This window comes from Rothia nasimurium (genome assembly GCF_928381415.1).
Classification (GTDB): domain Bacteria; phylum Actinomycetota; class Actinomycetes; order Actinomycetales; family Micrococcaceae; genus Rothia; species Rothia nasimurium_H.
Genome location: NZ_CAKMSF010000003.1, coordinates 323,972 through 350,058, shown reverse-complemented (window position 1 = coordinate 350,058; position 26,087 = coordinate 323,972). Strand labels below are relative to the sequence as shown.

The following is a 26,087-nucleotide window of genomic DNA, read 5'->3' as shown; positions in this document are numbered from 1 at the left end:
CTCTATCCTACGTGGTTCTAGCGGGTGCGTGCAGTGGCTTCTCTCGCAGTCAGCCCCATGATCGCTGAGAGAAGAGCAAGAAGTGTCAGTACCGCCCCCGCAATCAGCAGATTGAGGGCTAGGCCGTTGTGGTAGCTGGCGAAAGATGCGGTGATAGTTTCAGACAGTTTTTGCAGGAAAAGGACGGCCGCGCTGCTAGCCGGTAGCTGTATCCCGGCGGTGAGCGAGGCACCACCACCCAGGAGGCCAGCGATCCAGAGTAGGGCTGCTGCGCTGAAGGCGATGAAAGCTAGGTAGGCGAAGCGGTTGCGGGGCCAGAGCAGGAACCCGAGCAGGGCGGATACGCCGCTGGCCACCAGCAGGGGCTGCCAGAGGGAGGCCAGCCATATCAGGGTATTGATAGTGGAATTGATAGGCCAGATGTTCTGCCCCGTATCCAGGGTGATGGTACGGCCGGGCAGACTTGAGGTATCAACACCAAAGCCGGTCGCCGACTGCACAGACGCCCCAGCCTGGTCGTAGAGGGCAGAAAGGTCAAGCACCGCCGGGCGGCTTTCACCCGAGAAGTTATAGGCGTGGGTATCTGAAATCACCTGGGCCCACAGCTGGGGGTAGGCATCGGAGGTCACCAGCGAGTTGGTAGCCCCGTCGACCAGGGTGTAGGTCTGGTCATAGAGCCAGTTCTGCACTCCCCCGTACCAAGCGGTGGAGTTCCCGTCGCCCAGGTAGGTTTCAATAGCGGGTGAGGCCATGATGTCGTCGGTAACGGCGCTTGCCAGACTGGTCTGGAAGTCCTGATCGTAGGCGATGGCCTCAGTCATTGCTGCAAAGTTATCAGTATCGATGAGGGTTGTGTGGGCCCAGTAGGCGGTAGCGGCCCCAAGGCCTGTGGCCAGGGTGAGCAGAGCCAGCAGGATGCAGAAAAAGCGCCTAGCCAGGCTAAAGGCCGGACGGCGACGCTGGCGGCGGGGCACCCGTGGTGGCGCGTAGGAGGCCACCGGGGCGGACGCTGCCCCCTGCGCCTGTGCTTCGGGCTGGTACGCCCCCTGGGCATAGGGAGCCGAGATCGGCTCTGCATAGGGGTGGGTGTAGCCCTGGGGCTGGTGGGCATACGCTGCCTGGGCTTCTTCCTGGGCGCGCTGATTTTCGGCCTGGACGTAGGGGTTAGTCCAATTGCCGTTGCCGTAGTCTTCTGTGCTCTTGCGGGTACCCGTCATGTTTGCATGGTAGCCGGTCTTACTGAGTATTTGCTTAAGTCTCTGATAATTCTCTGCTCAATGCTTAAAGTGTCAGCCAGCGGTGGTAGAAGTAGGTATATGAACAGTTTTGGTGATTCAGGCTCCGGCCACCCCACCTTGGCGCAGCTACAGGCCCAGCAGCAGATCCAGGCTCAGCGTCCGCCCCGGCAATTAGCTGAACGTGCGGGGCAGACCAGTGTCGATAATCCTTGGCCCCTGCATGTGCTCTCTAACAAGATGCACGAGTATATTGCCCGCTGTGTGCCGACCTGGGTGGAGGGGCAGATTATTGAGCTCAACCACAGAGGCCGGGTTTCTTATGTGACCCTGCGCGATATGGAGCAGGAAGTCTCGGTGTCGGTCACGGTCTGGGGCTCTGAGATGGCTAAGGTTCAGGGCCAGCTAGAGCGGGGCTCTCGGGTGGTTTTGCAGCTCAAGCCTGATTTCTGGGTGAAGACCGGCCGCCTATCCATGCAGGGTTCTCATATCAAGCCGGTAGGTGTGGGCTCCATGCTGGAGCTCATTGAGCAGCTGCGGGGCAAGCTGCAGGCTGAGGGTCTCTTTAGTCCCGAGCGTAAGAAGCCTCTTCCCCTACTCCCCCGCCGGGTAGGGTTGATTACCGGCCGTGATTCGGACGCCATGAAGGACGTTATCCGTAACGCTTCGTTGCGCTGGCCCGCCGTTGATTTTGAGGTGCGGGAGGTTGCGGTGCAGGGTGTGAACGCGGTTGCTCAGGTGACCGCGGCCCTGGCTGAGCTGGATAACAGAGCCGATATTGATGTGATTGTGATTGCCCGCGGTGGCGGATCCTTTGAAGACCTTTTGCCTTTTTCTGAGGAGGCCATGGTCCGGGCTGTTGCCGCAGCCAATACTCCTGTGGTTTCGGCGATTGGCCACGAGGCTGACTCCCCGCTGATGGATTACGCCGCAGATCTGCGAGCCTCAACCCCCACCGATGCCGGCAAGCGTATTGTTCCGGACGTCCGTGAGGAGCGTGAGCTCTTCGCCTCGGCTCGCTACCAGTTGCAGCGAGCAGTAGAACAGCTGATTGCAGCCGAGCGGCACGGACTAGCCCAGGTGCGATCCCGCCCAGTTCTTGCCAACCCGGGCTCTGCCCTGCTGGCTCGGGCAGAAGATCTTGAGCGGCTGCGGGCAAGGGCTTCGAGTGCGGCTCTGCATCGTCTGGCTCGGGATCGTGACCTCATTGGTCAGCTACGAGCGCGTGTTACAGCCCTTTCCCCCCAACAGACCCTGGAGCGCGGCTACGCGGTGATGCAGGACGCCGCCGGCCAGCTGGTGCGCGATGCCAGGACCTTAAGCGAAGGCCAGAGCATTAGCGTGCGGGCAGCAGCCGGTGCGGTGGATGCAACCGTCACCGCAGTACACGATAAGAACCACTAGAAACTAACAAGCCACGACAGCAAACGAAGGAAGAACCATGAGCGAGAACATCGAATTCAAGACTGAACTGAACGCCACCCCGGTGGAGCAGCTGACCTATGAGCAGGCCCGCGAAGAGCTCCTGCAGGTGGTAGCCCGCATGGAGTCAGGCGCTAGCACTCTAGAAGAATCTATTGCTCTGTGGGAGCGCGGCGAAGCTCTCGCCCAGCGCTGTGAGGCCTGGCTGGACGGCGCCCAGGCCACCTTGGACGCCGCCCGCCAAAACCAGACGTCCTAGTTTTGCTTGTAGTCAGCCAAGAAGTTACCCAGGCGTTCCAGGGCATCGGCCAGGGTACGGGTATCGGGTAGGAAGACCAGGCGGAAGTGGTCGGGCTCTGACCAGTTGAAGGCCGTGCCGTGGCTCAGCAGAATCTTCTGTTCCCGTAGCAGATCGAGCATGAACTGCTCGTCACTGGTGATATTGAACTTATCGATATCAAGCTTGGGGAAGAGATAGAGGGCGCCCTCAGCCTGCTGTACGGTCACGCCGTCCATTTCGCTGAGCATCTTGTAGGACAGGTCCCGCTGCTCTTTCAGGCGTCCGCCGGGCAGAATCAGGTCGTTGATGGACTGGTAGCCGCCCAGGGCAGTCTGTACGGCATGCTGGGCGGGCACGTTTGCGCACAGGCGCATATTAGCCAGCAAGTTAATACCCTCGATGAAGGGGGCAGCAGCGAGCTTGGGCCCCGAAATAGCCACCCAGCCAGCGCGGTAGCCGCAGACCCGGTAGGCCTTGGAAAGACCCGAGAAGGTTAGGGTGAGTACGTCGTCGCCTGCCAGAGCTGCCACGTGGGTCATCTGGGCGCCGTCGTAGAGAATCTTCTCGTAGATCTCATCAGCAAAAATTACCAGCTCGTGTTCCCGTGCCAGGTCAACAATCTGCTGGAGTACCTGGGGCGTATAAACAGCACCGGTGGGGTTATTGGGGTTAATGACCACAATGCCGCGGGTGTTGGGGGTGATTTTTGATCTGATGTCCTCGATATCGGGCAGCCAGCCGTCCTCTTCATTGCAGAGGTAGTGCACCGGCTTGCCGCCTGCGAGCTGGGTGGCAGCCGTCCACAGGGGGTAGTCGGGGCTGGGCACCAGAATCTCGTCCCCGTTATCGAGCAGGGCTTGCAGGGTCATAGGAATCAGCTCCGAGACACCGTTACCCAGGTAGACGTCGTCGGTAGTGATATTCATGATGCCCTCGTTCTGGTAATACTGCACAATGGCAGTACGGGCAGAGTAGAGGCCTCGGGAATCAGAATAGCCCTGGGTGTAGGGCAGATGCTCGATGATATCCATCATGATGGTTTCAGGCGCTTCAAAACCGAAGGGCGCCGGGTTACCGATATTGAGCTTGAGAATACGGTGACCGCGCGCTTCCATACGCTGGGCTTCTTCCAGAATGGGCCCGCGAATATCGTAGAGAACGTTTTGAAGTTTTTTTGATTGCTTGAATGCCATGAGATTTAGATTACCCTTTCATGCGGGTCAACCAGAAATGGGCGGCGGCGGTTTCTGAGACGGGGTTATCGCCGCTCGTCAGCGTGTTGAGGCGCACCAGGGAATCGGTGTCGAGGTTGGCGGAGACATCGTTGATGATGTCCTTGACCTGCTGGGGCAGTTCCCCGGCGCGGGTGACGGGCACGATATTCTGGGCCAGCTGGGTGCGTTCGGGATCCTCCAAGAGCTTGAGGTTATTGGTCGGAATCTCTGCACTGGCCGAATACATGTAGCTCATGCTGGTGGCACCGGTAATCAGTTCCTGGGCCTGTTCAGACCGGCTATCTGCGGTCTTGCTGGCCCCCGGAACACAAGCGTAGTAGGCGCTCAGGGAGCTAGCGCCGCTGGGGTTGGTCGTGTAGCTTTCAGGGGCCACCAAGCTCAGTTCTGAGCAGATTTCCCCCAGGTCGCTCATGGTCTCTAGCCCATAGCGCTGGGAGGTAGCCCGCGTCACCACGTAGCCGTACCTGTTCGTTGCGTTTGAGGGTGATAGCAGCTCGGCAGTATCTGGTAGGGCACGGTCCACATAGCTGACAATGTCGTTGCTGCTCAGCCCGCGAACATTCAGCGAGGTCGCACTGGGGCTAGGAGTCACGCCAGGGCTCGGCGTGGCAGTGGGGCTAGATTCAGCGGACGTGCCCGCACCAGCTTCTGTGCTCCCGGTAGGGGCTGGGGCAGGGCTGGTTTCTGCGGCCGCGCTAGCCCGCTCTTCTTCGATGATGGTGGGGCTTACCTTACCGTTGTCGGTCAGATAGAGCAGCAGGTCACCGGAGAGGTCGGGAGTGATATGAACAAACTCTTCAGCCAGGCTGGTGGCTGTAGGGCTGGCAGTAGCGCTTGCGGCGGTGTCAATGCCCATACTGGCAAAGTAGGCCGGACGGTTGACCTCACTTTCAACCACCTCAACGGTATAACCAGCTTCTTGCAGGGCAGCCTGATAAATGTAGGCGGCGTGGCGAGTTTCAGCTGTCAGCCCCGTGCCGATGCGCAGGGTAGACGTCGTAGCGGGGCTGGCAGTAGCGGAAGTACCGTTGCCTGAAGTTGAGGTTCCGCAGCCACTCAGGAAGAGACCGGCAAGAGCAAAGAAAGTAACTAGCTGGGCGCGGTAGTGCTGCCCGCGCGGGCGTCCTTGGCCCCTAACCATGAGAAACCTCCCGATAGCTGGCCGCCAGCTCACGAGCGTCCGCAAAACCAAGCAAACGCGCAGCCTCATCAACCAGGGAATAATAAAAGTGTTGGTCAAGCTCAGCGAGAGGTACCCACTCAGCCCGGTCAGTTGAGCCCCCGATCTCAGCTGTGAGCTCCCCACCGGTAACATGCGCTGTGTAAATGGTGCGCAGGGCACAAAAAGGACGCGTGGAGCCGGGCTCCGCTTCAAAGTAGGCTGCGTGGACTCCCAGCAGCTGGTCCAGTTCAACCCGATAGCCGGTTTCCTCACGTACCTCACGCAGGGCCGTCTCATGGGGTTGCTCACCGGGATCCATACCCCCGCCGGGCAGGGTCCAGCCGGGGCGGTAACCGGGAATATGCGGCACCCAGCGGGAAAGCAAAATCTTACCGTCCTCAATCACCACAGCGTAGGCGGCCGGGCGAGTATCCATCACCAGAGGCATTCTCACTTCCTTTGTTGGTCTCTGATGAACAAGTCTATTGCACCGGTGCACGGTGGTCAGCCTAGACGTTCGCGGGCAGCTGGCATACCGGATTTATCCAGCTAAAAGCGGTAGGCTCATAGGTATGACAGCGACCGGGATCCTAGCAGCAGAAACTACACCTCTTGAAGAAAGCGCCGAGGCCGCCGGAACCATCATGGCCAGGTTAGCCAGCCTAGACTTTTGGCTGGGAGCACCCCTGCGCATCCTCATCATTATCATCATCGGCATTATCCTGCACGGACTAGTGCGGGTAGTGATTCGTCAGGTCACCGATTCGATTGCCCGCGGCACCAAAAATCGGGTAGTTGCAGCAGACGAGAAAAAGGGCGGCCTCAGTAGCCGTTGGAAAGCTGATACGTCGTTGGCAAGCGCCCGCCAGTCTCAGCGAGCCCAGACCGTCGGATCGGTACTCCGCTCAATCTCATCGATTGTGATCTGGACGGTCATGATCGTCATGATTATCGCGGAGCTGGGCTTCAATATTGCCCCCGTTATTGCCTCAGCCGGTGTGGTGGGTGTAGCCCTCTCTTTCGGCGCCCAGTCGCTGGTCAAAGACTTTCTCTCGGGTATCTTTATCGTGGCTGAGGACCAGCTGGGTATAGGAGACTGGGTCAATCTCGGTGAGGCCGAAGGCGAGGTTGAAGCTGTGGGACTGCGTACCACCCAGGTACGCGATACTGCCGGGACCCTCTGGCATGTGCGAAACGGCGAAATCCTGCGCGTGGGTAATTCCTCCCAGGGTTGGGCGCGGACCATCATCGACCTACCTATCCCCTACGATGCTGATATCGATGAGATGGCAAACTTCCTTATGACCTCCATTCAGAAGGCCATTAAGCTGCCCGGCATCAAAGAAAATATTTCGGGTAAGCCCCAGTACCTGGGGGTTCAGTCGGTGACCGGCGAGTCGGTTATCCTGCGCCTCACCGTAAAGACAGCCCCCTCAGAGCAGTTTGCGGTAGGCCGTAAACTCCGTGAAGAGCTCAAGAAGGCCATGGACCAGCGCGGGTTGCGGATTCCTCTGGCTAACCAGTCGGTAATCCACAATGAGGTACACGAAGAGCGCCCTGCGCCCTCAGGAGCCAAAGAGCAAGCTTCTTCAGACGAAGCTACTCCCAAGAAGAGCTAGCGCTTTTTGCCGCGAGAGCCGCGCCCGGAGCCCTTAGCGCTCCCCTTCCCGCCCTTCTGAGCCTGATACTGACGCAGGTTTCCGTTCTTCTGGGCGTTACGCTTCTTCCGGTCTTCAGCCTCACGACGCTTATTGGCAGCAGCCCGCTTGCGCTTGGCTTCTTCCTTTTCGCGCCGCTGCTTCTCAAGGGCAACCTCACGGCTGTCGCTACCGCGCTGAGAAGCGGCGGTGCGGCCGCGGGTAATACCTACGAAGTCCTGAATCACCTGCTCACGGGCGTCCTCACGAACTTCCCTCTTCCAGACCAGTAGGACGGGGTAGTCTTCTACGCCCTCGACCGGGCGGTAGGTCAGATCCTTGCGGTGGTAGAAACGGGCCACAGACATGGGCACGATGAGCAGACCCAGGCCGGCAGCTACCAGCTCTACTGCATCAGCTCGGTGTCTCATCTGGGGTAGCGGACGCGGGTTCTCAGCCCGGTAGTCAGCGGAAAGATCGCGCCATTCGGGCACCTCATCGGGGTTCTGGAGCAAAAACTCCTCTGCGAGTTCGGCAAGCGGGACGCTCTCCAGAACCGTCAGCAGGTGGTCCTTGGGTAGAACCACCACGGGAGTTTCCCGATACAGCTCTATCGCGTGGTAGCGCTTCTTATCGCGAGCAGCAGGCTCGTCCTCAGCACGTACCAGCACCATATCGGCAAAAGCCTCTAGGGCCTCCAGCCCCCGTCCCTCCCCCAGAGCCACATCGGTTAGGGGGGCCAGGGCAGAGTAGCGCTCTCGCCAGCGGTTGAACCACTTGCCGGGCATGACTCCGGGTACGAAGCCAACGCACAAGCCGGGTATCTGCCCCACGTGCTCATAGCGGGCTGTCTGATCATCGACGAGCAGGTCGGGACGGGCAAGAATCAGCTCGCTCAGAGTCATAAGGTGGTGTCTTTCGGTAGTCGCGGCATGGAACGTTTCCTGTCCCGGATTTTTGCGGTCGTGATAATGACTGCCAGCAGGGCCAGCACTAGGAGGGCAACCTGCGGGTTTTCAAGCCAGAGCCAGACGACAGACATGCCAACCGTTGCATAAATAGTGCCCCACATGAGCGTGCCCACCAACATAGCAGGAATCCAACGCGTTAGGGGCATACGGGTAAAGCCAGTGGTCAGAATGACCGCGGTTTGGAAGCCCACCGTCAGAAAACAGGCGGGGACGGCCAGAACTCCCCAGCGGTTCACAAAATACTGGGCCCTACGGTAGAGAGGGTGATCCATGAGGTGCTGAACCTTCTCGAAGCGAGAACCACCTGCCTGAGCCAACCAACCCAAGGAAAAAACTAGGGAGGTGCGCACGATACCCACCACCCACATAAAGCCGATGGCGACTACCCAGTGCAAACTCTCAAGCCATTCCCTCACCCCACCAGTCTAGCCTGTCCAGCTGGTGGGGAGCGGAGGCGTCCGCGCCTAACTAATAGCAAGAGGCTATGAATACAGATTTGACAGGGGAAAACAGAGAGTTTTTTAGGCTTACCTATCTAACGATGTAGGTTAACCAAAAAAATTTTTTCTCAAAGACTAGCCAAGCACTCACAAATTAGGTTATATTTTTATTACCAAATAGCAAGAAGGCCCTGTGGGAGGGCTGGCTAGGCGGTACAAAGAAGACTTTTCTTCCTGTGTGTGATGCAGCTAGAGGCACCTGGTTCAGGTGCCTCTAGCTTTTTATCTAGGCTGGACCGCACCGGCTAGGCCCAGTCGTAGATTTAGGTGAGCTTAATACCTTTTACCTTCTTGAGCGCCCGAGGTAGGGCATCGTAGGCAGTCATACGCAGGCCCATAGCCAGCAGCTCCGAGCGACCCAGTAGGTAGCCGACTGCAAAGGGGTCAAGCCCCAGCTCATTAGCCTGAGCACGCAGGCCCAGAAGCCAGTCGCCCATCGTCAACTCGTCTGTCAGCTCACCCAGCTCTGCCTGAACAGCCTTAGCCCGCGCCACCAGCTCAGCCTGGGACCCGGTCAGGGGAAGCCCAGCATCGGCAGCAGCAAAGAGACAGTAGCGCACCGCCTTAGCAGCCTTACGCACATCATGAAGGCCCTCATCAAAAGCAGCGCCCGCCGAGAAATCAGCCGCCTGCTCTGGCCAGGTAGCCACGGCCCGATCCCCCTGCTTGACCAGGCTCTTCCGCAAACGCTTAGCTACCTTATTCACGTAGTTCTCGCTATTAAGGGGAAGCTCCACAGCCAGGGTCACATCGGCCAGTAAGGATTCGAGAGCCAGCTGAAGTTCCAGCCTCCCAGCAGAGGCCAGGTAGCGGCGGGCCTGGGCAGCTGCGTCCGCCTGCTGGTGTTCCATGACCGCATCGAAGGCAGCGCCTGCGCTCTCCCCCAGCACCGGGTGGGCCTGCAAGACCTGCTGGGCCATAGGGTGTACAAGCTCACCGTTACGGTGCGTTTCTAGCTGGCGGGCATAGGTTTTCAGCCCCTGCATCATATCTTCCAGAGCTGGAGCAAACCCGCTACGTGCATACGGCAGAGCCATATACTTCAGAACACTCCGTAACTGACGAGCAGCAATACGCCCCTGGTGGGTAGCATCATCGACGCCCGCTGCCACTAACAGATCAGCCTGAGCCAGTCGCTGGGAGTGGGTGGCAAGTACCCGAGTCAGTAGCTCCGCAGAGCTCGGCACCGAGGGAAATTCAGCTGCCAGAGCCTTCTTTTTCTTTTTCGCTACCTTCTTGCCCTGCCCCTTAGCTTTGCTGCCCATTCGCCGGGCCTCAAACTCGGCATCCTGCCCTAGGGCCCGGGCAATCTTAGCCGGGGAGTTCGACGGAACAGCACCAACAGCCTGTAGCTGACGGGCAACGTCCGTAAACAGAGCTTCCGTGAGCTTACGATCTTGGGCGGTCTGCCCCAGCAGCTCTATCTCCCACTCGTGCCAGGCCCGTTCTTGGCCGGTGGCGTAGTCAAGGGCCTGGACCCGGTCATCGCAAATCTCAGCTAGCTGTTCCCCGGTTTTATCAAGGATCACGGTACGGATCCGCTGGGTTTTCAGAGAAACCCGAGGCTCTAGCTCCTCTCCGAGGGCTGGCACCTGCACAAATTTCCTCACCGCAGCGGGCATAGCGGACCGGTTAGATAGCAGGTCAAAGGTCACCTCATGGCGCTGGCCCGCAGCGTCGAACTTGATGTGCCAACCCTGGTCGTAGCCACCCAATCGACGGCGCAGGGCTACCTTATGCCGCCCCAGGTTGCCCGAGGGGGTGTCGTAGTAGGTGGCATCAAGCTGCTCGGTCACAGGTTCACTGACACTCCACCGCTTAAAGCTCCACTCCACCGAGGGAACCTCACTGTTCACATCGGCAAGCTCAAATTTCTGCTCAATTTCCAGGTGGTGTGTAGCCATACGGTTAGCCTTCCTCAGAATATCGTGGGGCGGTGTGGTCCTGCCCCTCAAACAGAATACCCAGCTTCGCGGCCTCTCAGGGTGAGGCTACGGCTGGGTATCTATTCTTTGAAAAAACTTCATCTTCGCCTAGGCGCGGCGGCGCTTCAGCACATCGTCAAGGTTGAGGCTTGCTGCCTCGGCCAGGGTCTGGGTCTGGGCCTTCGGAGCTGCTTCAGTCTCAAGCGGAGCAGGAGCTTCCCTGCGCACGGTCTCTGCTTCAAGGTAGGTAGGCAGGGGCACCTCGGTGACCTGCCAGCGGGTGTCGGGCAGGGCCTCGTCCATGCGTAGGCGGGCGGGCTTGTGCTGGGTAGCGGCCTCGCCGTCAGCAATGGGAGCAGATGCAGCTACCACCGGGTGATGCTGGGTTTTTGCCCGGCGGAGAGCCTTAGCCGCGTGGCTGACCGGCATCTGCTGGCGGGCACGGGCAGGACGCTCGGGGGCAGGCTTCAGCTCGACAGTAGAGACGGTAGCTGCTGGGCGACCCTGCTGGCGGCTGGGGGCGTGAGAGGTGCTTGAGGGGGCAGAAGGACGCCGCTGGGCCTGGCGCTGTTCAACAGCCAGTACGGTGTGGGCCCGCCTACGGTCGCGGTCACGCAGGGCCAAAACCCGCAAGGTAGCTAGGCAGGCCAGGCTAGCAAGCAAGAAGAGGAGGAGAAGGAGCGGGGCTGCTCCACCGGTGAGAGACAGAACCCCCGTAACCAGGCTGGCCAGCGCAAAGGCTAGAGCTAGCCCGAACACAGCCAGACGGGTGGGTTTCAGCCGAAAAGCCGGGGCGGTTTCGGTCGCGGCCTGAGCCGGAGGGGCGGACGGCGCACGGCGGGCCTCAGCCTCACTGGCGTGGCTCTCAACAATATCGGCAACGAACTTCTCAGCCCCGATGCTGGTCACAGAATCTGACTTACGGCGGCGCACAACGAGCCCAAGGCCAACCAGCACGCATACCAGCAAAATAAGGCCTGAACCACTCAGGAAGTCCATCGCTGCCCCCGTTCTTTATCTCTGTGACACAAATATCTAGTTCATTCTACCCCAGCTCTCTCAAACAGAGCAGGGCCATGAGACAAGAACTGGGTACCTTCTAGAAGGTACCCAGTTCTTCTGCTTCCAAGCTACTCACTACCGAACGGTTCAAGGCCTCCCTTAGCCCGCGTCCGCCCAGCAGTAGCATCAGGGCTTACAGCTCGGCTGCGAATTCCTTAATCCAGGTACGCAGCTCAGGGCCCAGATCATCGCGCTCAGCAGCGAGAATGACGTTGGCCTTGAGGTAGGAGAGCTTGTCGCCGGTGTCGAAACGGCGGCCCTTAAAGACCACACCGTAGACACCTTCGCCCTCGCCGGTGCCCTGAGCCAGAGTCTGCAGGGCGTCGGTCAGCTGGATTTCATCGCCGCGGCCCGGTGCGGTATTTTCCAGCACCTCAAAGACCTTGGGGGAAAGAACATAGCGGCCGATGACGGCCAGGTTTGAGGGGGCATCCTCAACAGCGGGCTTTTCGACCAGGCCGGTGACCTTAACGAAGCCGTCCTCACCCTCAACAGCCTGCACTGCAGCACAGCCGTAAGCAGAAATCTGCTCTTCGGGGACCTCCATCAGGGCCACGACAGAGCCGCCGGTCTTCTGCTGGACAGCAACCATGGCAGAGAGCAGGTCTTCTTTTTCGTCAATCAGGTCATCACCCAGCAAAACCGCGAAGGGCTCATTGCCAACGTGCACCTTACCGCGCAGTACAGCGTGGCCCAGACCCTTGGGGTCGCCCTGGCGTACATAGTGGATCTCACCCAGGTCGTTGGAATCTTCAACGCTCTTGAGCAGGGCGTCCTTGCCCTGGTCAGCGAGCTGCTGTTCCAGACCGGGTACACGGTCAAAGTGGTCCTCTAGGGCGCGCTTGTTGCGGCCGGTAATCATCAAAACGTCGTTCAGGCCAGCGCGAATGGCTTCTTCGACAACGTACTGAATCGCAGGGCGGTCCACCACGGGCAGCATCTCCTTAGGAGTGGCCTTGGTGGCGGGAAGGAAGCGAGTGCCGAGACCGGCGGCAGGAATCACAGCCTTGGTCACGGAGAGTGATTTATTTTCAGTCATACCTCCCAGAATACCTAAATAATAGAGTTTGCTCCTCTTTACGCCCCATCAACGGTAAATTGTGACTAGATTCAGCTAACACTTCTTTAGGAGGGCACCCGTGAGCTCTAGTAGATCAGCAAGCACCGCCCAGGCTAAGGCTTTTGCCCGCAGCTACCTGCGCAGACGCCGATCCCACAACCCACCGCACCAAGAAACGGCTCAGGGCTTTGAACGCACCCTAACTCCCCTCTGGCAAGGCCTCCCTGCAGGTAGCACCCTTGCCGCCTTTCTTCCCCTTCCCACGGAGCCTCCCCTGCTACCGGCTCTGACCCGGGCAGTAGCTGAGGGGTACCGGGTGCTGGTGCCGGTCGTCCGCCCCCGGCGTCAGCTGGCCTGGGTAGAGTGGCAGCCGCAGGTAGAACACACTATCAATGCGCTGGGTATCGTGGAGCCGGTAGGTGAGCGCCACAGGGCTGAAGCCTTTATCCAGGCAGACCTGCGCCTGGTACCTGCCCTTGCCTACGATCTGGCAGGGCGGCGGCTGGGGCAGGGCGGAGGCTACTATGACCGGCTTTTTGAGCAGCTCGACCCTCTGGCACAAGAGCCCTCTACCGTGGGGGTTGTGTTTGAGCGGGAAATTCTCGATGGCCTGCCTGCAGATAGCTGGGACGCCCGGCTGCACTTTGTAGCGACAGAGAAGACCCTGCACCGCCTGGGTAATTGAGGTCGAGCCGCCAGAACAGAGTAGAATAACCCCCAGATTTATCGCCTATTTGATGGAGTTATCCGTGCCTGTTTACGTTTACCAGTGCAAGAACTGCGGCCACGTGTTTGAGCAGCACCAGTCGTTCTCGGACGACGCGCTCAAGACCTGCCCCGAGTGCGGCCAGGACACCCTGCGCAAGAAGTTCGGCCAGGTCGGTGTGGTTTTCAAGGGCTCTGGTTTCTACGCCAACGATAAGGGCAAATAAGCCTAGAGACGTTCAAGGGGCTGCCTGCCACGGTATGTGGTAGGCAGCCCCTTCTTTTATTGCCCGTAGTGGGGTGGGCGTTGTTCTTTGAGCCAGGTTGCCCGGGCGTCCTCCCCCTCGGCAGCAGGGGCGGACGCGCCTGGGTCGGTAAGCCCTGCCAGTTTGGGTTCGGTGCCGGTGAAGGCTGAGCCGCCGGTGGCCCGGCGGTGGCCGCGCCGTTTTTTGGGTACGGGGCTGTAGCCGGGGCCAGGGGTTTCGGCCCCTGCCCCTGCTGGCTCAGCGCCTGATGGCTTACTCATTGCGCCCCAGCCCCAGGTAGCTTCCAATTCGGCCGACCAGGGTTTCGGGGTCTGAGAAGACCTCGATAGTCCAGCAGGTCATGTGGTTCCAGCCGGTACGGGCCAGGAGCTCAGGAATCAGGCGGGAACGTTCGCGCACGCTCATGGCAGCGTAGGCGTCTGACCCGTCGGAAACAACGGCCAGGGGTACCCTCACCGGGGTGGTACGGTCCACGTCCTGCACCATGGTGCGGGCCCGGGGGCTAGCCACTGCTCCGGCCAGTAGGGATTCTTCCTCGCTCGTCACAATCAACGAAATCAGAGGAACAGCTGATTCATGCAGGGTGACCCTGTGCTGGCCCAGGCGGCGCACCAGGTCGTTGAGCAGCCAGTCGCCCATGTCGATGGCTTCTAGGTGGTCGTTCGTGAGGAATTCGTTGACCGGTAGTTTGTCGGTGATGGGCTTGGTCAGCTCCTGAGCAGCGCGGGCTTCTTGCTCACGGCGGTAGGCCAGCAGCAGGCGGTAGATATCGAAGGCCCCGTACTCTAGGCGCTGGGGGTCTAGGTCTTCGGGGGTTACGCAGGTGACCAGGCGGGTGAGGTGGCGGGCGCGGGTGGTTGCAAGCACGAAGCTTTCGCGGCCGCTGCGCTCGGAAAGGTGCCCGAAGTGGTGGGCTGCGCCCTGGGCTGTTTTGCCGGCGCCAAGGGCGAAGATGATGACGTCTCGTTCCATATCGACGGCGCGGGAGACATCAACGACGCGGAAGGACTCGTCCCCCGCTGCGAAGTAGGGGGCGAATTGGGGGTAGCGCGCCAGTAGCTGGCGGACGGCCTCGGCGATACGCTGGGCGTGACGGGCTGTGGTAGTAACTACTGCTAGGGTCTGCTGGGGGCTGCGGTAGGCGTGCTCGATGACCATTTCGGCTACCCGCTGTACCTCAAGGCTCGGTGAGTCGAGGGCGGCGTTGTCGGAGACCCGCCCGGTGACGTCCACATATTCCACGGTGAGAGCCGGGGTGCCGTCGGTAATTTCTTCGCCCCAGGGGTAGCTGGTGAGGGCCCCGCCGTAGAAGTGCTCGTTGAGGTAGGCAAAGAGGGCGGGGTCTACGGCTCGATTGACGGTAGCTAGGGAACGTGTGGGCAGGACCTTGGCTAGGGCTTCGAAGGTACTGACCAGTTTTTGGTTCTTGATAACCGGCGCGTTCTGGGCTACCGCAGAGACCATGAAGGGTGAGGGGAAGCCACTGTGGGGGTCACCCAGGGCAATGACCTGCTCTGCTCGGATGAGGGCAGGTAGGTTAGCTGCCAGCGGGGTGGATTCGGCATCGAGCAGAATCGCTGCGTCAAAGCGCATGCCGGTGGGCACCTTGCCTGAGAGGGCGAAGGGGCTGGTAATCCACAGGGGTAGCAGGGTGGTGGCCATGGTGGGAGCGTGGGTCAGCACCTGCTGGAGGTTGAACTCGTGGCTCTTGAGCTGGCTGCGCAGGAAGGCCGCTTCGTGGTCGTACTCGTGGATGCGGGCGCGCCAGGTATCGGCTACGCGGGCATGCAGGCGGGCAGGAGCGGACGCCAGGTGCGAGTAGTCTGCACGGCGAAAGCGGGTTTCGAGGTCGCGCAGGGTGTCTGCACTCAGAATCTCAAGTTCTTGAGAGGCCAGCATCATTTCAAGGGCGGTCTGCCACCAGGCAAGTTCTAGTTCGGCAGCTACAGCGCCGCTTTCGAGCTGGCGTTCGTAAAAGTCATCGAGGAGTTCGCCCAAGCCCTGGTCGCTCAGTTCCCGGGTGAGGCGGACGCGCTCAGGCAGGGTGCGCAGTAGCCATTCGTCGTCGATGAGGGCGGCGAGCCTCTCTTCGAGCTGGTTGAGGGGTGTGGATGAGAAGCGGGTTCCGGCCGGGGAATCTTCCAGCACGATAGCTAGCCCCGTGAATTCTTCGAGTAGGGCGGTGTAGCGGGCCCGCAGGTCGGCGAGGTTCTCGGGGATGGTGGGGACGCGTTCGTCCTTAGCCAGGCTAATCCATTCTTCGCGCTGGCCCTGAACGATGAAGAGGTTCTCGTGCAGGTCTGAGATGTTGACGCCGGGCACGATGTATTCTTTGGCGGCCCGGCGCAGGCGGGAGCGCTGGATGCTGGACATGTCGATGCCGTGCTCTCGTCGCCAGGTTCCGCTCGCGGTGGCGGCAATCAGGTCGGTGACAGGTCTGTCAAAGATATCGGGGCTGAAGCGGGTGAGGGTATCAGCGATACGTTCGAGCAGGTCAAGCTGGGTTCCCCAGTCGTTCATGCTGGTGGCTGGCTTCAGGCCGGTTTCGTCGGCCATGAGGGCCATACCCGCTGACACCTCGTTCAGGGAAGTACGCAGGCTCTTGACGAGGGCGTGGGCGGCTTCGGTGTCTTCTGAGCTGGTGAGCTTAGCCCGGTGCCAGGCTGAGGCCCTGGTTGAGGGGCGGAAACCGCCAAGGTCAGCTAGGCGCTGGAGCTTGTGGACAGTCTCTGTACGGTGAGTCAGCTCGTCCATGGTAGTGCGGGATAGACGTACCTGGGTAGAGGGCGCCGGGTCCTGGGCGGTAAGCGCTGCCAGGGTTTGAAGGGCATCGTAGACAGAGCAGCCCCAGCGGGATTCGGTGAACCGCAGCGATTCGGTGTGCCCGCGCAGCTTGGAACGGGTTTCTACCAGTTCCCGGTGGATATCGGTCACGTTGGGGGCGGGTGCCTTCTCATCGCGCACAATCGCTGAGATGAACTCCTGCCGGTAGGCCTCTGAGTCCCGTTCGGTCAGCAGATCGAAGGTGAGGTCGGTGAGGTGGGTACGCTCTAGCAGGCGGTTGAAATCGTTGAGGGTGGAACGCTTCTCCCCTACCACAAGCACAGATTTCCCCTGGTGAATCAGGGCCGCAGCGATGTTGGCTGCGGTGCCGAGCTGGTCGGTACCGGGAGCGGTGGTCACAGCCAGGGAGTGCCCCAGGTGGGCCAGGTCGACGATGTCCTGCCCGCTGGCGTCCGCGTCTACCACCAGCATGTCGGTGTCAGGGTCGCGGCTATCAAGGGGTTCGCGGGTGTTGTGGATGGGGGCAACGAAGGGCTGCTCCAGCGGGTTGAGCTTGAGCTGGGCAATATCGCGGACGAGCGGGGTGTGGGCGGTTGCCGGTAGCTCCCCGGTGCTTTCCTTGAGATCTGCGAAGGTCGAGATGAAATAGGTAGAGCGAATCGTCATGCCGGGTACGGCTCCGGTCGTAGCCCGCATGCGTTCAATGACCGGCTCGGGGTCTAGCTTGCGCATGGAGTTAGCCAGCTGGGCAACGTCCATGGTACCCAGGTCGATGCCATACTCTTTCTTGATCTGCCGCACCATGGCGGGGTTCAGCTGGGCAGGGCCAGTCAGCTGGATCTCGAAGTCATCACTGGTGGGGTGGGGGGTGATAGCAAGAGGAGCCATCAGGATAGGGGCGATAAATCGCTTCTCCCCCACCATACCGTCCTCTCGCACATCGCGTGAAAGCCAGGAGGCTGTACCCGCTACGAAGTAGCCAGCATCCAGCCCATGCCCGGTTGCCAGCTCAAAGATTTTGGTGCGCAGGGCGCGGGCAGCCACCATACCGGCCTCAAGCTTGGCCTTGTCGCGCAAGATGGTAGAGAGGCGGGTCTTTCTGCCCATAAACATCTGGGCAACACCCGAAGAGTTGGCATCGGTGAGGTCGATGTGCACGTAGTCAACCTGGTTGAAGTCCAGCATGGCATCGGGGCCGGTGTAGGTTTCCATCTGCTCAGCCCAGGCTTCAAGACCTGCCTGCACCTGAGCTATTACCTGTTCATCAGCAGCAGAGTCGGGGGCTTCCTGCGGGGGCTGCGCATCGCTCCGGGACCAGGGTGCGGTGCCGGCACCGGTAGTGCGCTCGTTAGCGGTTTCAGGGTCTACCTGCTCGTTCACTGAATCTACTCTAGCTTTCTGCACGTGTTAACTTCCCTACCATCATAGAGGTTTCGGGCCCCTGGCACAGATTCACGGGCCCTATAGAAAGACCCTGTTCCTAAGAACAGGGCCTGTGAGGTTGCTTTAGCCTGTAGCCAGGTTGACGTAGGCCAAGAGAGTGAGCAGAGACAGCAGACCGAGCAGGGCCATACCCGCAAGGATGACCCAGCGCAGGCGGGGGGCGAAGGGCTCACGATGAGCATCCCAGAGGGATCGGGTGTAGAAGTAGCTCAGCAGGAACCCGGGAATATTGCCGGTGAGAAGTTGCTGGGCTACCGCAAACATGCCAAAGGTGCGCTCGGTGTTTTCGTTTTCGGTTTCTGCAGCCCGAAGTAGGCCCACCATAATCAGCGACATACAGCTGACGATAAAAGCAAGGGCGATAGCCGGTTCGTTGAGCATTTCGCGAAAGTCAACGTTTTCTCCACGCGACACCGCAAACTGGTAGAAGAAGAAAACCATGGGGCTGATAAGCCAGTACCAGAAGAGGAAGGCGCGGAGGCGCTGGGTGTCGCGCAGGGCGTAGAGCAGGGCGTTCATGAATTCTTTTCTTGGGTATCGATGTACTGGATATATTGGCGCACCGTGTAGTCCAGCAGGACGGTCAGGGCGACAAAGGAGTGGTAGGGTTCCTTGGCGCTGAGGGTAACGGTGGGGGTGGACTCGTAGTGCAGTGAAAAATCTGCGGCAGCAGAGATGGTATTGACGCCCAGCGCTGTAATGGCAATCATGGGAATCTTGCGGGCAGCCAGGGCACGTACGGTGGGTAGGGCGCTTTCCGTTTCACCCGAGAGCGAGGCAATAATGACGAGGTCATCGGGCTTCATCACCCCGATACTCCCACGGAATTCGCTGGAGGCCGGGATAACGTGGGTGAATTTACCGCAGGCCAGCATAGACTTCGAGAACTCTTGAATCGCGGTGCGCTGGGCAAAGCCGGTGCCGTAGCAGTAGATGGTACGAGCCGATTCAATTTTTTTCAGAATCGGTTCGAAATCGACGTTCGTCAGCCCCTCGTAGGTTTTGAGAATATCGGAACGGCCGCTTTCTAGAAAATCCCTGTTAGGGGCGGCAGCGTCAGAGAGAGAATTTTTCACGAAAAACTTCAGTTCGGCAAAGCCAGAGAAGCCTAGCTTCTTCGTCAGGCGGATAATGCTGGACGTTGAGGTGAAGGTCTTGTGGGCCAGAGCGCTAATGGTTGAGTCGGCAACGAACTGCTCGTTGTTGAGCATGAAGGCGAGTATCTCGCGCTCGGTGTCGCTGAGGCGGTTCTGGTGCGCGTTGACGAGTTCCTGTAAGTCCACAAAAGGCTCCTGAAGTTTTGCGGTTCACTGCAATTCTATACAGTATAGGCGCTAAAACATCAGGAGCCCTGTGTTAGGTCATTGGTAGTAGGTGTCTACTTACCAGCGTTGACCATTTCTTCGAACTTGTCGCGGACCTGGGGTACGTCCATACCGACGATGACCTGCAGGGCCTTGCCCTTGTTCACCAGGCCGAGTGCGCCAGATGACTTGAAGTCAGCTTCGGTAGCGACCAGTGAGGGGTCATCTACTGAGACGCGCAGGCGGGTGGCGCAGTTGTTCACATCGGTGATATTGGCGGGGCCACCGAGCAGAGCCAGGAAGTCGGTTGCGCGCTGGGTGTAGGGGTCTGATGCTACTGCGGTTGCAGTACCAGCAGCGGCGCCTTCAGCACCGAGGGTGCCGTTCTTCTTAGCTTCCTTGTAGTCAGCCTTGGTGTAGAGCTTGGTTTCGTCACCGTCTACTTCGCGACCGGGGGTATTGAAGTCGAACTTGAGGATCAGGAAGCGGAAGACGACGAAGTAGATCAGGGTGAAGCACAGACCGATACCGATCTGGGTGAGAACCATACCTGAGTGGTTGGGCCACATGGGGATCCAGTTCTGGAAGAGGAAGTCAATCAGACCGCCGCCCATGTTACCGACAACGCCGAAGGCGTACATGGTAGCTGACATGGTTGCGGCCAGGACTGCGTGTACTGCGAACAGCGGGGGTGCCAGGAAGAGGAAGGTGAATTCGAGGGGCTCGGTGATACCGATCAGGATTGCGCTGAGGCAGACGGGGATCAGCAGAGCCAGGGTTTCCTTGCGCTTTTCGGGGCGAGCAGTGGTGTAGAAGGCTGCTGCGATACCGAGGGGGCCGAAGACCTTGGAGTTACCGTGCAGGGCGAAGCCGCCACCGGGGAAGAGTTCCTTGACGGGGGTGGTTGATGCTGCGAAGGTTTCGAGGTTAGCAACCCAGTACTTGGTGATGCCGTCCGGAACAACGGCGGGACCGAAGACGAAGGGGGTGTAGATGAAGTGGTGCAGGCCGGTGGGGATCAGGATGCGCTCAAGGAAGGTGTAGAGCCATACGCCGAAGACGCCGGATGAGATGAAGAAGCCCTGCAGGGAGCCAATGCCGGTCTGGATGGTGGGCCAGATAGCGACGAAGGCGAGCGCGATAGGCATCATCAGGAAGAAGCCCAGGCCGTAGACGAACTGGGTGCCCTGGAAGATACCGAGGAAGTCGGGCAGCTTGGTGTTGAAGTAGCGGTTGTGCAGCCATACAACGATAGCTGAGATGATGATGGCGCCGAAGATGCCGGTGTCGAGGGTCTTGATGCCCGCGATCATCTTCAGACCGGTACCTGCTGCTCCTTCGGAGAGGTCGACAGCGAAGTCGACGCCGAACTTGTCGCCCCAGATGCTGAGGATAGAGTTAACGAAGTAGTTGAAGGTCAGGTAGATCATGCCTGCTTCGAGCACGGCACGGGCCTGGGCGGTCTTAGCCAGAGCGATGGGAAGACCCAGAACAAAGAGGAGTTCCATCTGGTTGAAGACGGTCCATGCGCCTGATTCCCAAACGGACCAGAAGTTGTACCAGCCGGTACCTTCTGCGGCGATGCTGCCCAGAAGCTGCTCGTTCTTGCAGATAATGGCGATACCCACTGCAAGACCGGCGAATGCAAAGATGAGGACGGGGGCCAGCATGGCCGAGCCGAACCTCTGAATCTTCTCCATCATCGGATAAGAACCTTTCGTGTATAGGTGGGGCTCGCCGTCTGCTTGCTGCGTTGGTGTGTGCGGAGCGCCACCCGTGTGATTACTAGGCCTATCTAACCATTCTTTGGGGGCCCGCGAGAGTGATTTGGGGTACTTTGGCATTAATGCCGTGAACCGGCACGTTTTTCGGGAGCGGGTAAAAGTGCCGGGGCTCGGGAGCCGGGTTTGTTGGGGGCAGACAGGCTCGGCGCACCTAGGATGGGTAGCCGTAGGTTTCCCTTCTTCACCCGCGAAAGTGACGCTTGTCCTCGATGAAACTATTAACTCTGAACACCCATAGCTGGCTTGAGGTGCACCAGATTCCCAAAATTTTTGAGTTGGCTCAGTTTATTGTGCGGGAGCAGGTTGATGTGGTTGCTCTACAGGAGGTCAACCAGTTTGTGAAGTCCCCCGCGGTAGATGCCCCGCTGGGCTTTGCCGGGGGTGCTGACCGCCCCGTCCGCCAGGATAACTATGCTCTGTTGCTGAACCAGTTTTTGGAGCAGCTGGGTTCCCCCTACCACTGGGCCTGGTCGGTGTCTCATCTGGGATTTGACCGCTATGACGAGGGTGTCGCTCTTTTGACCCGGCAGCCCTTTGAGCGCTGTGAGCTAGTTGATCTTTCGCCGGCGTATACGGATCAGGACGTCGCCCGGCGGGTTGCTGTGGCGGTTCAGCTGGGTGAGGAGTTCGGTGGCGCCTGGATTGCGAGCGCCCATATGAGTTGGTGGAAACTCGGTGAGGTAGCCCTCTTTGCTGATGAGTTCACCCAGCTAGAGGGGCAGATGAAGCAGCTAGCTAACGGTGCTCCCGTGATTCTTGCCGGCGATTTTAATAATGCGGCTCAGGTGCAGGGTGAAGGTTATGATCTGATGCAGGAGCGGGGCTGGATTGATACCTACACGGTAGCTGAGCAGGTGACCGGCGAGTTTACCGTTCACAAGGCCATCCATGGCTGGGATAATCTCACCCAAGCCCTGCGTATCGACCTTGTGCTGACCGACCGGCCCACGCGCGTCCGCACCCACGATGTCGTCTTCCCCGACACCGACGAAACCGCAATTTCAGACCACTCCGGTCTGCTACTGACCCTCGATATCTAGCCAAACCGCAAAGGAGCACATCATGACAGTCGAAACCCAGTGGTGGCAAGAACCCGTTGTCTACCAGATTTACCCGCGGTCCTTCAACGACTCTAACGGCGACGGCATCGGCGACCTTCCCGGTATCACCGAGAAAATCCCCTACCTAGCCAAGCTCGGGGTGGATGTCATCTGGCTCTCCCCCATCTACAAGTCCCCCAACGACGATAACGGCTACGACATCAGCGACTACCGGGACATCATGGACGAGTTCGGCACCATGGCCGACTTTGATGAGCTCCTTGAGACCGCTCACGCAGCCGGCATCAAAATCATGATGGACCTGGTCGTCAACCACACCTCCGACGAACACGACTGGTTCGTGCAGGCTAAGAGCAGCCGGGAGAACCCCTACCGCAACTATTACATCTGGAAGGACCCAGCGGGCTTTACCGAGGACGGCACCCCGATTCCGCCCAATAACTGGGTAGCGGCCTTCTCCCCCTCCGTCTGGGAATGGGAGCCTGCCACCGAGCAGTTCTACCTGCACCTCTTTTCAACCAAGCAGCCCGATCTCAACTGGGAAAACCCTGTCGTGCGCAACGAGGTCTACGACCTCATGCGCTTCTGGCTCGATAAGGGCGTCGATGGCTTCCGCATGGACGTCATCAACCTGATCTCCAAAGACCCTGCCTACCCCGATGACCCCCAGGTTGCAGCCGGGGGTGGCACTGACTCCATCACCATGGCAGCCAACGGCCCCCGCGTGCACGAGTACCTGGCAGAGATGAACCGCGAGGTGCTCTCCCACTACCCCGTCATTACCGTGGGCGAGGCTCCCGGCGTCACCACCGCCGACGGTCTGCTTTACACCGGCTTTGATCGAGGCGAGCTCCAGACCCTCTTCCAGTTCGAGCACATGGGCGTGGATGCCAACCCCAACCCGGCCCTGGGCAAGTGGAACGATGAGCGTTTCGACCTGCGCGACCTCAAGCGGATTCTCACCAAGTGGCAGGTCGACCTGGCTGGCAAGGGCTGGAACGCCAACTACTGGAACAACCACGACCAGCCCCGCGCTGTCTCCCGCTTCGGTAACGACTCTGCTGAGTACCGGGTGGTCTCAGCCAAAATGCTGGGCACCGTACTGCACGGCATGGCAGGCACCCCCTACATCTACCAGGGCGAAGAACTGGGCATGACCAACGTCTTCTTCACCGACCTGGCCGACTACAATGACCTAGAAATCCACGACCACTACGCCAAGCTGGTCGGCTCAGGCGTGGTTGACCACGACACCATGCTGCGCTACATCTCAGCCTCCGGACGCGACAACGCCCGCACCCCCATGCAGTGGACGGCCGGTGAACAGGCAGGCTTCACCAGCGGCACCCCCTGGATCAAGCTCAACCCCCGCTACACCGAAATTAACGCTGAGGAAGCCCTTGCCGATGAGCGCTCGGTCTTCTACCACTACCGCGACCTCATCAGTCTGCGCCATGCCCACCCCATCATGGTCAACGGTACCTATGAGCTCATCGACTCGGCCGAGGCACCCGCTACCGAGGACGCCGAAGTCTACGCCTACCTGCGCCAGGGCACCGGCCCCACCGAGCACCAAACCCTGCTGGTCGTGGCCAACTTTACCGACGGCGTCCTCACCCGCACCTTTACCGAACCAGGCGGTGCGCGTACCCTGCTCAGCAGCAACTACACCGACGACGCAGGCGCAACTCTGCGCCCCTACGAAGCAAAGATTTACCTCTACGAAAGGGACTAAACCATGGCAGATAATTCAGGAAAGACCTGGTGGAAGGAAGCGGTCGTCTACCAGATTTGGCCGCGCAGCTTCAACGACTCCAACGGCGACGGCATTGGCGACATCCCCGGCATCACCGCCCGCCTGCCCTACCTGGCAGACCTCGGCATCAACGTCATCTGGCTCTCCCCCGTCTTCGCCTCCCCCAACGACGACATGGGCTACGACATCAGCGACTACCGAGCCATCATGCCCGAATTCGGCACCATGGACGACTTCGATACCATGCTCGAAACCGCCCACTCCCTCGGCATCAAGATCCTGATGGACCTGGTCGTCAACCACTCCTCAGACGAACACGAATGGTTCGAAAAGGCCCGCGCCTCCCGCGATAACGACTACCGCGACTACTACATCTGGCGGGACTCATCGGGCGTCGATGAGGACGGCAAACCTCTGCCCCCCAACAACTGGGGCAGTGAGTTCGGCGGCCCGGCCTGGGAATACGATGAAACCACCGACCAGTGGTACCTGCACATGTTCTCCCGCAAGCAGCCCGACCTCAACTGGGAAAACCCCAAGGTTCGCCAGGAAATCTTTGACCTGGTCACCTTCTGGCTCGATAAGGGCGTCGACGGCTTCCGCCTGGACGCTATCAACATCATCTCCAAGCCCGAGGGCCTGCCCGATGACCCCAGCGTGGACCCCGAAAAGCACTCATCTTCCATTCCTTTCGTGATTGAAAACGGCACCAAGGTGCACGAGTGGATGCACGAGCTCAACATGGAAACCTTCGATAAGTACGACTGCATGACCGTGGGCGAAATGAGCGCCACCGGCCCAGAAGAAGCTGTACAGTTCTCAGGCTTCACCACCGATGAGCTGCACATGATCTTCCACTTTGAGCATATGGGTCTTGATTCAGATCCCGATACCGGTATGGGCAAGTGGTCTTATAAGCCCGTGCAGCTGACGGAGATGAAGGAAATCTTGAACACCTGGCAGACCGAGCTGGACGGCAAGGCCTGGGGTTCGCTCTACTGGAACAACCACGATCAGCCCCGCATCATCTCCCGCTTTGGTAACGATTCACCCGAGTACCGGGAGCTCTCCGGCAAGATGCTGGCCACCGTGCTGCACGGTATGCAGGGCACCCCCTACATCTACCAGGGCGAAGAGTTCGGCATGACCAACGTGCAGTTCGACTCGATTGAGGACTACAAGGACCTCGACTCCATCAACTTCTACACCGACATGGTCACCGAGCACAACCGTATGAGCGCGGATGAGGCCATGGCCCTGATTTACGCCAAGGGCCGCGACAACGCCCGCACCCCCGTGCAGTGGAGCGCGGACGCCGGCGCCGGCTTTACGAGCGGCACCCCCTGGATTGGGCTGAATGAGAACTACACCGAGATCAACGCGGCTGAGGCTGTGAACCGTGAGGATTCCCTGTGGCGCTACTACCAGCAGCTGGTAGCCCTGCGCCGGGGCGAGCTCAAGGATCTGCTGGTCTACGCTTCCTTTGTACCTCTTGACCCCGAAGATTCTGAGGTCTACGCCTATGAGCGCCACGGGGAGGGCGAGAAGCTGCTGGTCGTCGCCAACTTTACCGACGGCGTCCTGAACCGCACCTACCAGGTGCTGGAAGGTGCGGACGCCCAGGTGGTGCTAGCCAACTACGCGGACGCCGCCGACCAGGCGGCCGGGGCTGAGCTGACCCTGCGCCCCTACGAGGCCCGAATCTACCGTATCGCCGCCTAACACTAGGTACCATCTAAATCGGAAAAACCCACGAACCAGGTGGGTTTTTCTGATTTAGATGGTCTTTTCTGTTAACCGGTGCGTGGTACTCTAAAGCCGCTCAATCACTTTTAGAGAAAGGCCACCCATGGCTATCCAGTTCAACCCATATTTCACCTTCAAGGGCGACGCCCGCGAAGCCATCGAATTCTATGCTGAGGTCTTCGGCGGCGAAATCCAGCTTGCAACTTTCAAGGACTTCCAGGCCCCCGTTGCCCCCGAGCACGAAAACCTGGTCATGCACGCCGAACTCATTACCGAACACGGCTTCAACCTGCGCGTATCAGATGGCGCTGCCCTCTCAGAAGCCCCGGCGCAGGCCACCACCAACATGGAAGCTTCCCTCATCGGCCCCACCGAGGACGTCGAAACCGCCCGCCCCTGGTTCGACAAGCTCTCCGACGGCGCCACCAACGTCCAGCCCCTCACAGCCGCCCCCTGGGGCGCCACCTTCGGTTCCCTCACCGACAAGTACGGCATCGCCTGGATGTTCAACTTCGGCGGCTAAACACAACCGCACGAGCAGAATAGCCCCCGCTCACTTCCCTACTAGGGGAAGGGACGGGGGCTAATTTATTATTTCAATAATCAACTCTACTTTTCCCCTTAGCAAGCATTCCACTATGCTAAATTATCAAGGTACGGTCTGACCAGGAGACACCTAACATCAGGCTACATAATCCAGGCATAGCACCGATACGGTCATTTAATTTCCACACAACCCCAGCTTCCAA

The 26,087-nt window shown here is 59.6% G+C and carries 23 protein-coding genes; 9 read left to right on the top strand and 14 right to left on the bottom strand.

Translation table 11 applies throughout. The annotated features are described in order from the left end of the window. Positions 1-17: 17 nt before the first annotated feature. Positions 18-1,217: a hypothetical protein gene (locus L7A20_RS05230; protein WP_237222633.1), complete on the bottom strand. Its 1,200-nt coding sequence runs from the start codon at positions 1,215-1,217 to the stop codon at positions 18-20. Between the two features lie 99 nt (positions 1,218-1,316). Here L7A20_RS05230 and xseA point away from each other — a divergent pair, with 99 nt between their 5' ends. Continuing rightward, entirely contained in the window at positions 1,317-2,639 is a 1,323-nt protein-coding gene (gene xseA / locus L7A20_RS05225) for an exodeoxyribonuclease VII large subunit (RefSeq protein ID WP_237222632.1), read from the top strand. Positions 2,640-2,676: 37 nt separating this feature from the next. Next, positions 2,677-2,916 (top strand): exodeoxyribonuclease VII small subunit, encoded by a 240-nt coding sequence (locus tag L7A20_RS05220; RefSeq protein ID WP_237222631.1) that lies wholly within the window; start codon positions 2,677-2,679, stop codon positions 2,914-2,916. Here L7A20_RS05220 and L7A20_RS05215 read toward each other — a convergent pair. Genes L7A20_RS05215 through L7A20_RS05205 form a run of 3 tightly spaced genes read right to left on the bottom strand, consistent with a single transcriptional unit; the run spans position 2,913 to position 5,782 of the window. Then, positions 2,913-4,130 carry a pyridoxal phosphate-dependent aminotransferase gene (locus L7A20_RS05215; RefSeq protein ID WP_135013198.1) on the bottom strand — a complete coding sequence of 406 codons (1,218 nt, stop codon included), beginning with the start codon at positions 4,128-4,130 and terminating at the stop codon, positions 2,913-2,915. The two genes, L7A20_RS05220 and L7A20_RS05215, sit on opposite strands and share 4 nt — an antisense overlap. 10 nt (positions 4,131-4,140) lie before the next feature. Then, on the bottom strand, positions 4,141-5,313 hold the full coding sequence (locus L7A20_RS05210; protein ID WP_237222630.1) for a glycine betaine ABC transporter substrate-binding protein: 1,173 nt from the start codon (positions 5,311-5,313) through the stop codon (positions 4,141-4,143). Beyond that, complete coding sequence (locus L7A20_RS05205) at positions 5,306-5,782, bottom strand: NUDIX hydrolase (protein ID WP_237222629.1); 477 nt, start codon at positions 5,780-5,782, stop codon at positions 5,306-5,308. Before L7A20_RS05205 ends, L7A20_RS05210 begins: the two co-directional genes overlap by 8 nt. A gap of 124 nt (positions 5,783-5,906) precedes the next feature. On the opposite strand from L7A20_RS05205, the gene L7A20_RS05200 reads away from it, so the two are divergent. Next, complete coding sequence (locus L7A20_RS05200) at positions 5,907-6,953, top strand: mechanosensitive ion channel family protein (protein ID WP_237222628.1); 1,047 nt, start codon at positions 5,907-5,909, stop codon at positions 6,951-6,953. On the opposite strand, the gene L7A20_RS05195 is transcribed toward L7A20_RS05200, so the two are convergent. From L7A20_RS05195 to galU, 5 genes are all read right to left on the bottom strand, one after another. Next, positions 6,950-7,876 (bottom strand): LysR substrate-binding domain-containing protein, encoded by a 927-nt coding sequence (locus L7A20_RS05195; RefSeq protein WP_237222627.1) that lies wholly within the window; start codon positions 7,874-7,876, stop codon positions 6,950-6,952. The two genes, L7A20_RS05200 and L7A20_RS05195, sit on opposite strands and share 4 nt — an antisense overlap. Continuing rightward, on the bottom strand, positions 7,873-8,337 hold the full coding sequence (locus L7A20_RS05190) for a hypothetical protein (protein ID WP_237222626.1): 465 nt from the start codon (positions 8,335-8,337) through the stop codon (positions 7,873-7,875). The genes L7A20_RS05195 and L7A20_RS05190 overlap by 4 nt, the downstream gene beginning before the upstream one ends. Positions 8,338-8,705: 368 nt before the next feature. After that, complete coding sequence (locus L7A20_RS05185) at positions 8,706-10,346, bottom strand: CYTH and CHAD domain-containing protein (RefSeq protein WP_237222625.1); 1,641 nt, start codon at positions 10,344-10,346, stop codon at positions 8,706-8,708. A 129-nt stretch (positions 10,347-10,475) separates the two neighbouring features. After that, positions 10,476-11,366, bottom strand: coding sequence for a hypothetical protein (locus L7A20_RS05180; RefSeq protein ID WP_237222624.1), 891 nt, complete (start codon positions 11,364-11,366; stop codon positions 10,476-10,478). A 196-nt stretch (positions 11,367-11,562) separates the two neighbouring features. Continuing rightward, on the bottom strand, positions 11,563-12,468 hold the full coding sequence (gene galU, locus L7A20_RS05175; RefSeq protein WP_237194634.1) for a UTP--glucose-1-phosphate uridylyltransferase GalU: 906 nt from the start codon (positions 12,466-12,468) through the stop codon (positions 11,563-11,565). 100 nt (positions 12,469-12,568) lie between these two features. Here galU and L7A20_RS05170 point away from each other — a divergent pair, with 100 nt between their 5' ends. Both L7A20_RS05170 and L7A20_RS05165 read left to right on the top strand, forming a co-directional pair. Then, the gene (locus L7A20_RS05170) at positions 12,569-13,174 is read left to right on the top strand and encodes a 5-formyltetrahydrofolate cyclo-ligase (RefSeq protein WP_237222623.1); all 606 of its coding nucleotides are present in this window, start codon (positions 12,569-12,571) and stop codon (positions 13,172-13,174) included. A gap of 64 nt (positions 13,175-13,238) precedes the next feature. Then, complete coding sequence (locus L7A20_RS05165) at positions 13,239-13,421, top strand: FmdB family zinc ribbon protein (protein ID WP_135013206.1); 183 nt, start codon at positions 13,239-13,241, stop codon at positions 13,419-13,421. 56 nt (positions 13,422-13,477) lie between these two features. On the opposite strand, the gene L7A20_RS05160 is transcribed toward L7A20_RS05165, so the two are convergent. The 5 genes from L7A20_RS05160 to L7A20_RS05140 all read right to left on the bottom strand — a co-directional run bounded on the left by L7A20_RS05160 (position 13,478) and on the right by L7A20_RS05140 (position 20,694). Further along, on the bottom strand, positions 13,478-13,720 hold the full coding sequence (locus L7A20_RS05160) for a hypothetical protein (RefSeq protein ID WP_237222622.1): 243 nt from the start codon (positions 13,718-13,720) through the stop codon (positions 13,478-13,480). Further along, the gene (locus L7A20_RS05155) at positions 13,713-17,624 is read right to left on the bottom strand and encodes a DEAD/DEAH box helicase (protein ID WP_237222621.1); all 3,912 of its coding nucleotides are present in this window, start codon (positions 17,622-17,624) and stop codon (positions 13,713-13,715) included. The genes L7A20_RS05160 and L7A20_RS05155 overlap by 8 nt, the downstream gene beginning before the upstream one ends. 126 nt (positions 17,625-17,750) lie before the next feature. Next, positions 17,751-18,206 (bottom strand): cell shape determination protein CcmA, encoded by a 456-nt coding sequence (locus L7A20_RS05150; RefSeq protein WP_237204648.1) that lies wholly within the window; start codon positions 18,204-18,206, stop codon positions 17,751-17,753. Continuing rightward, a complete protein-coding gene (locus L7A20_RS05145) occupies positions 18,203-18,970 on the bottom strand; it encodes a MurR/RpiR family transcriptional regulator (RefSeq protein ID WP_237194640.1) in 768 nt (255 codons plus the stop codon). The genes L7A20_RS05150 and L7A20_RS05145 overlap by 4 nt, the downstream gene beginning before the upstream one ends. Before the next feature lie 95 nt (positions 18,971-19,065). Beyond that, complete coding sequence (locus L7A20_RS05140) at positions 19,066-20,694, bottom strand: alpha-glucoside-specific PTS transporter subunit IIBC (protein ID WP_237222620.1); 1,629 nt, start codon at positions 20,692-20,694, stop codon at positions 19,066-19,068. Positions 20,695-20,984: 290 nt separating this feature from the next. Between L7A20_RS05140 and L7A20_RS05135 the strand changes: the two genes are divergently transcribed. The 4 genes from L7A20_RS05135 to L7A20_RS05120 all read left to right on the top strand — a co-directional run bounded on the left by L7A20_RS05135 (position 20,985) and on the right by L7A20_RS05120 (position 25,861). Next, positions 20,985-21,815: an endonuclease/exonuclease/phosphatase family protein gene (locus L7A20_RS05135; protein ID WP_237222619.1), complete on the top strand. Its 831-nt coding sequence runs from the start codon at positions 20,985-20,987 to the stop codon at positions 21,813-21,815. Positions 21,816-21,837: 22 nt separating this feature from the next. After that, on the top strand, positions 21,838-23,571 hold the full coding sequence (locus L7A20_RS05130; protein WP_237222618.1) for an alpha-glucosidase: 1,734 nt from the start codon (positions 21,838-21,840) through the stop codon (positions 23,569-23,571). 3 nt (positions 23,572-23,574) lie between these two features. Continuing rightward, positions 23,575-25,314, top strand: coding sequence for a glycoside hydrolase family 13 protein (locus tag L7A20_RS05125; protein ID WP_237222617.1), 1,740 nt, complete (start codon positions 23,575-23,577; stop codon positions 25,312-25,314). Between the two features lie 127 nt (positions 25,315-25,441). Next, complete coding sequence (locus L7A20_RS05120; RefSeq protein WP_237222616.1) at positions 25,442-25,861, top strand: VOC family protein; 420 nt, start codon at positions 25,442-25,444, stop codon at positions 25,859-25,861. The last annotated feature ends 226 nt before the right edge of the window (positions 25,862-26,087 follow it).

Bases quoted from the DNA above. Each gene is read 5' to 3' on its own strand.
- L7A20_RS05185 (WP_237222625.1), bottom strand. From the start codon at position 10,346: ATGGCTACACACCACCTGGAAATTGAGCAGAAATTTGAGCTTGCCGAT.
- L7A20_RS05180 (WP_237222624.1), bottom strand. From the start codon at position 11,366: ATGGACTTCCTGAGTGGTTCAGGCCTTATTTTGCTGGTATGCGTGCTG.
- L7A20_RS05130 (WP_237222618.1), top strand. From the start codon at position 21,838: ATGACAGTCGAAACCCAGTGGTGGCAAGAACCCGTTGTCTACCAGATT.
- L7A20_RS05210 (WP_237222630.1), bottom strand. From the start codon at position 5,313: ATGGTTAGGGGCCAAGGACGCCCGCGCGGGCAGCACTACCGCGCCCAG.
- L7A20_RS05135 (WP_237222619.1), top strand. From the start codon at position 20,985: ATGAAACTATTAACTCTGAACACCCATAGCTGGCTTGAGGTGCACCAG.
- L7A20_RS05160 (WP_237222622.1), bottom strand. From the start codon at position 13,720: ATGAGTAAGCCATCAGGCGCTGAGCCAGCAGGGGCAGGGGCCGAAACC.
- L7A20_RS05195 (WP_237222627.1), bottom strand. From the start codon at position 7,876: ATGACTCTGAGCGAGCTGATTCTTGCCCGTCCCGACCTGCTCGTCGAT.
- L7A20_RS05140 (WP_237222620.1), bottom strand. From the start codon at position 20,694: ATGATGGAGAAGATTCAGAGGTTCGGCTCGGCCATGCTGGCCCCCGTC.
- L7A20_RS05220 (WP_237222631.1), top strand. From the start codon at position 2,677: ATGAGCGAGAACATCGAATTCAAGACTGAACTGAACGCCACCCCGGTG.
- L7A20_RS05125 (WP_237222617.1), top strand. From the start codon at position 23,575: ATGGCAGATAATTCAGGAAAGACCTGGTGGAAGGAAGCGGTCGTCTAC.
- L7A20_RS05150 (WP_237204648.1), bottom strand. From the start codon at position 18,206: ATGAACGCCCTGCTCTACGCCCTGCGCGACACCCAGCGCCTCCGCGCC.
- L7A20_RS05205 (WP_237222629.1), bottom strand. From the start codon at position 5,782: ATGCCTCTGGTGATGGATACTCGCCCGGCCGCCTACGCTGTGGTGATT.
- L7A20_RS05230 (WP_237222633.1), bottom strand. From the start codon at position 1,217: ATGACGGGTACCCGCAAGAGCACAGAAGACTACGGCAACGGCAATTGG.
- L7A20_RS05200 (WP_237222628.1), top strand. From the start codon at position 5,907: ATGACAGCGACCGGGATCCTAGCAGCAGAAACTACACCTCTTGAAGAA.
- galU (WP_237194634.1), bottom strand. From the start codon at position 12,468: ATGACTGAAAATAAATCACTCTCCGTGACCAAGGCTGTGATTCCTGCC.
- xseA (WP_237222632.1), top strand. From the start codon at position 1,317: ATGAACAGTTTTGGTGATTCAGGCTCCGGCCACCCCACCTTGGCGCAG.
- L7A20_RS05120 (WP_237222616.1), top strand. From the start codon at position 25,442: ATGGCTATCCAGTTCAACCCATATTTCACCTTCAAGGGCGACGCCCGC.
- L7A20_RS05215 (WP_135013198.1), bottom strand. From the start codon at position 4,130: ATGGCATTCAAGCAATCAAAAAAACTTCAAAACGTTCTCTACGATATT.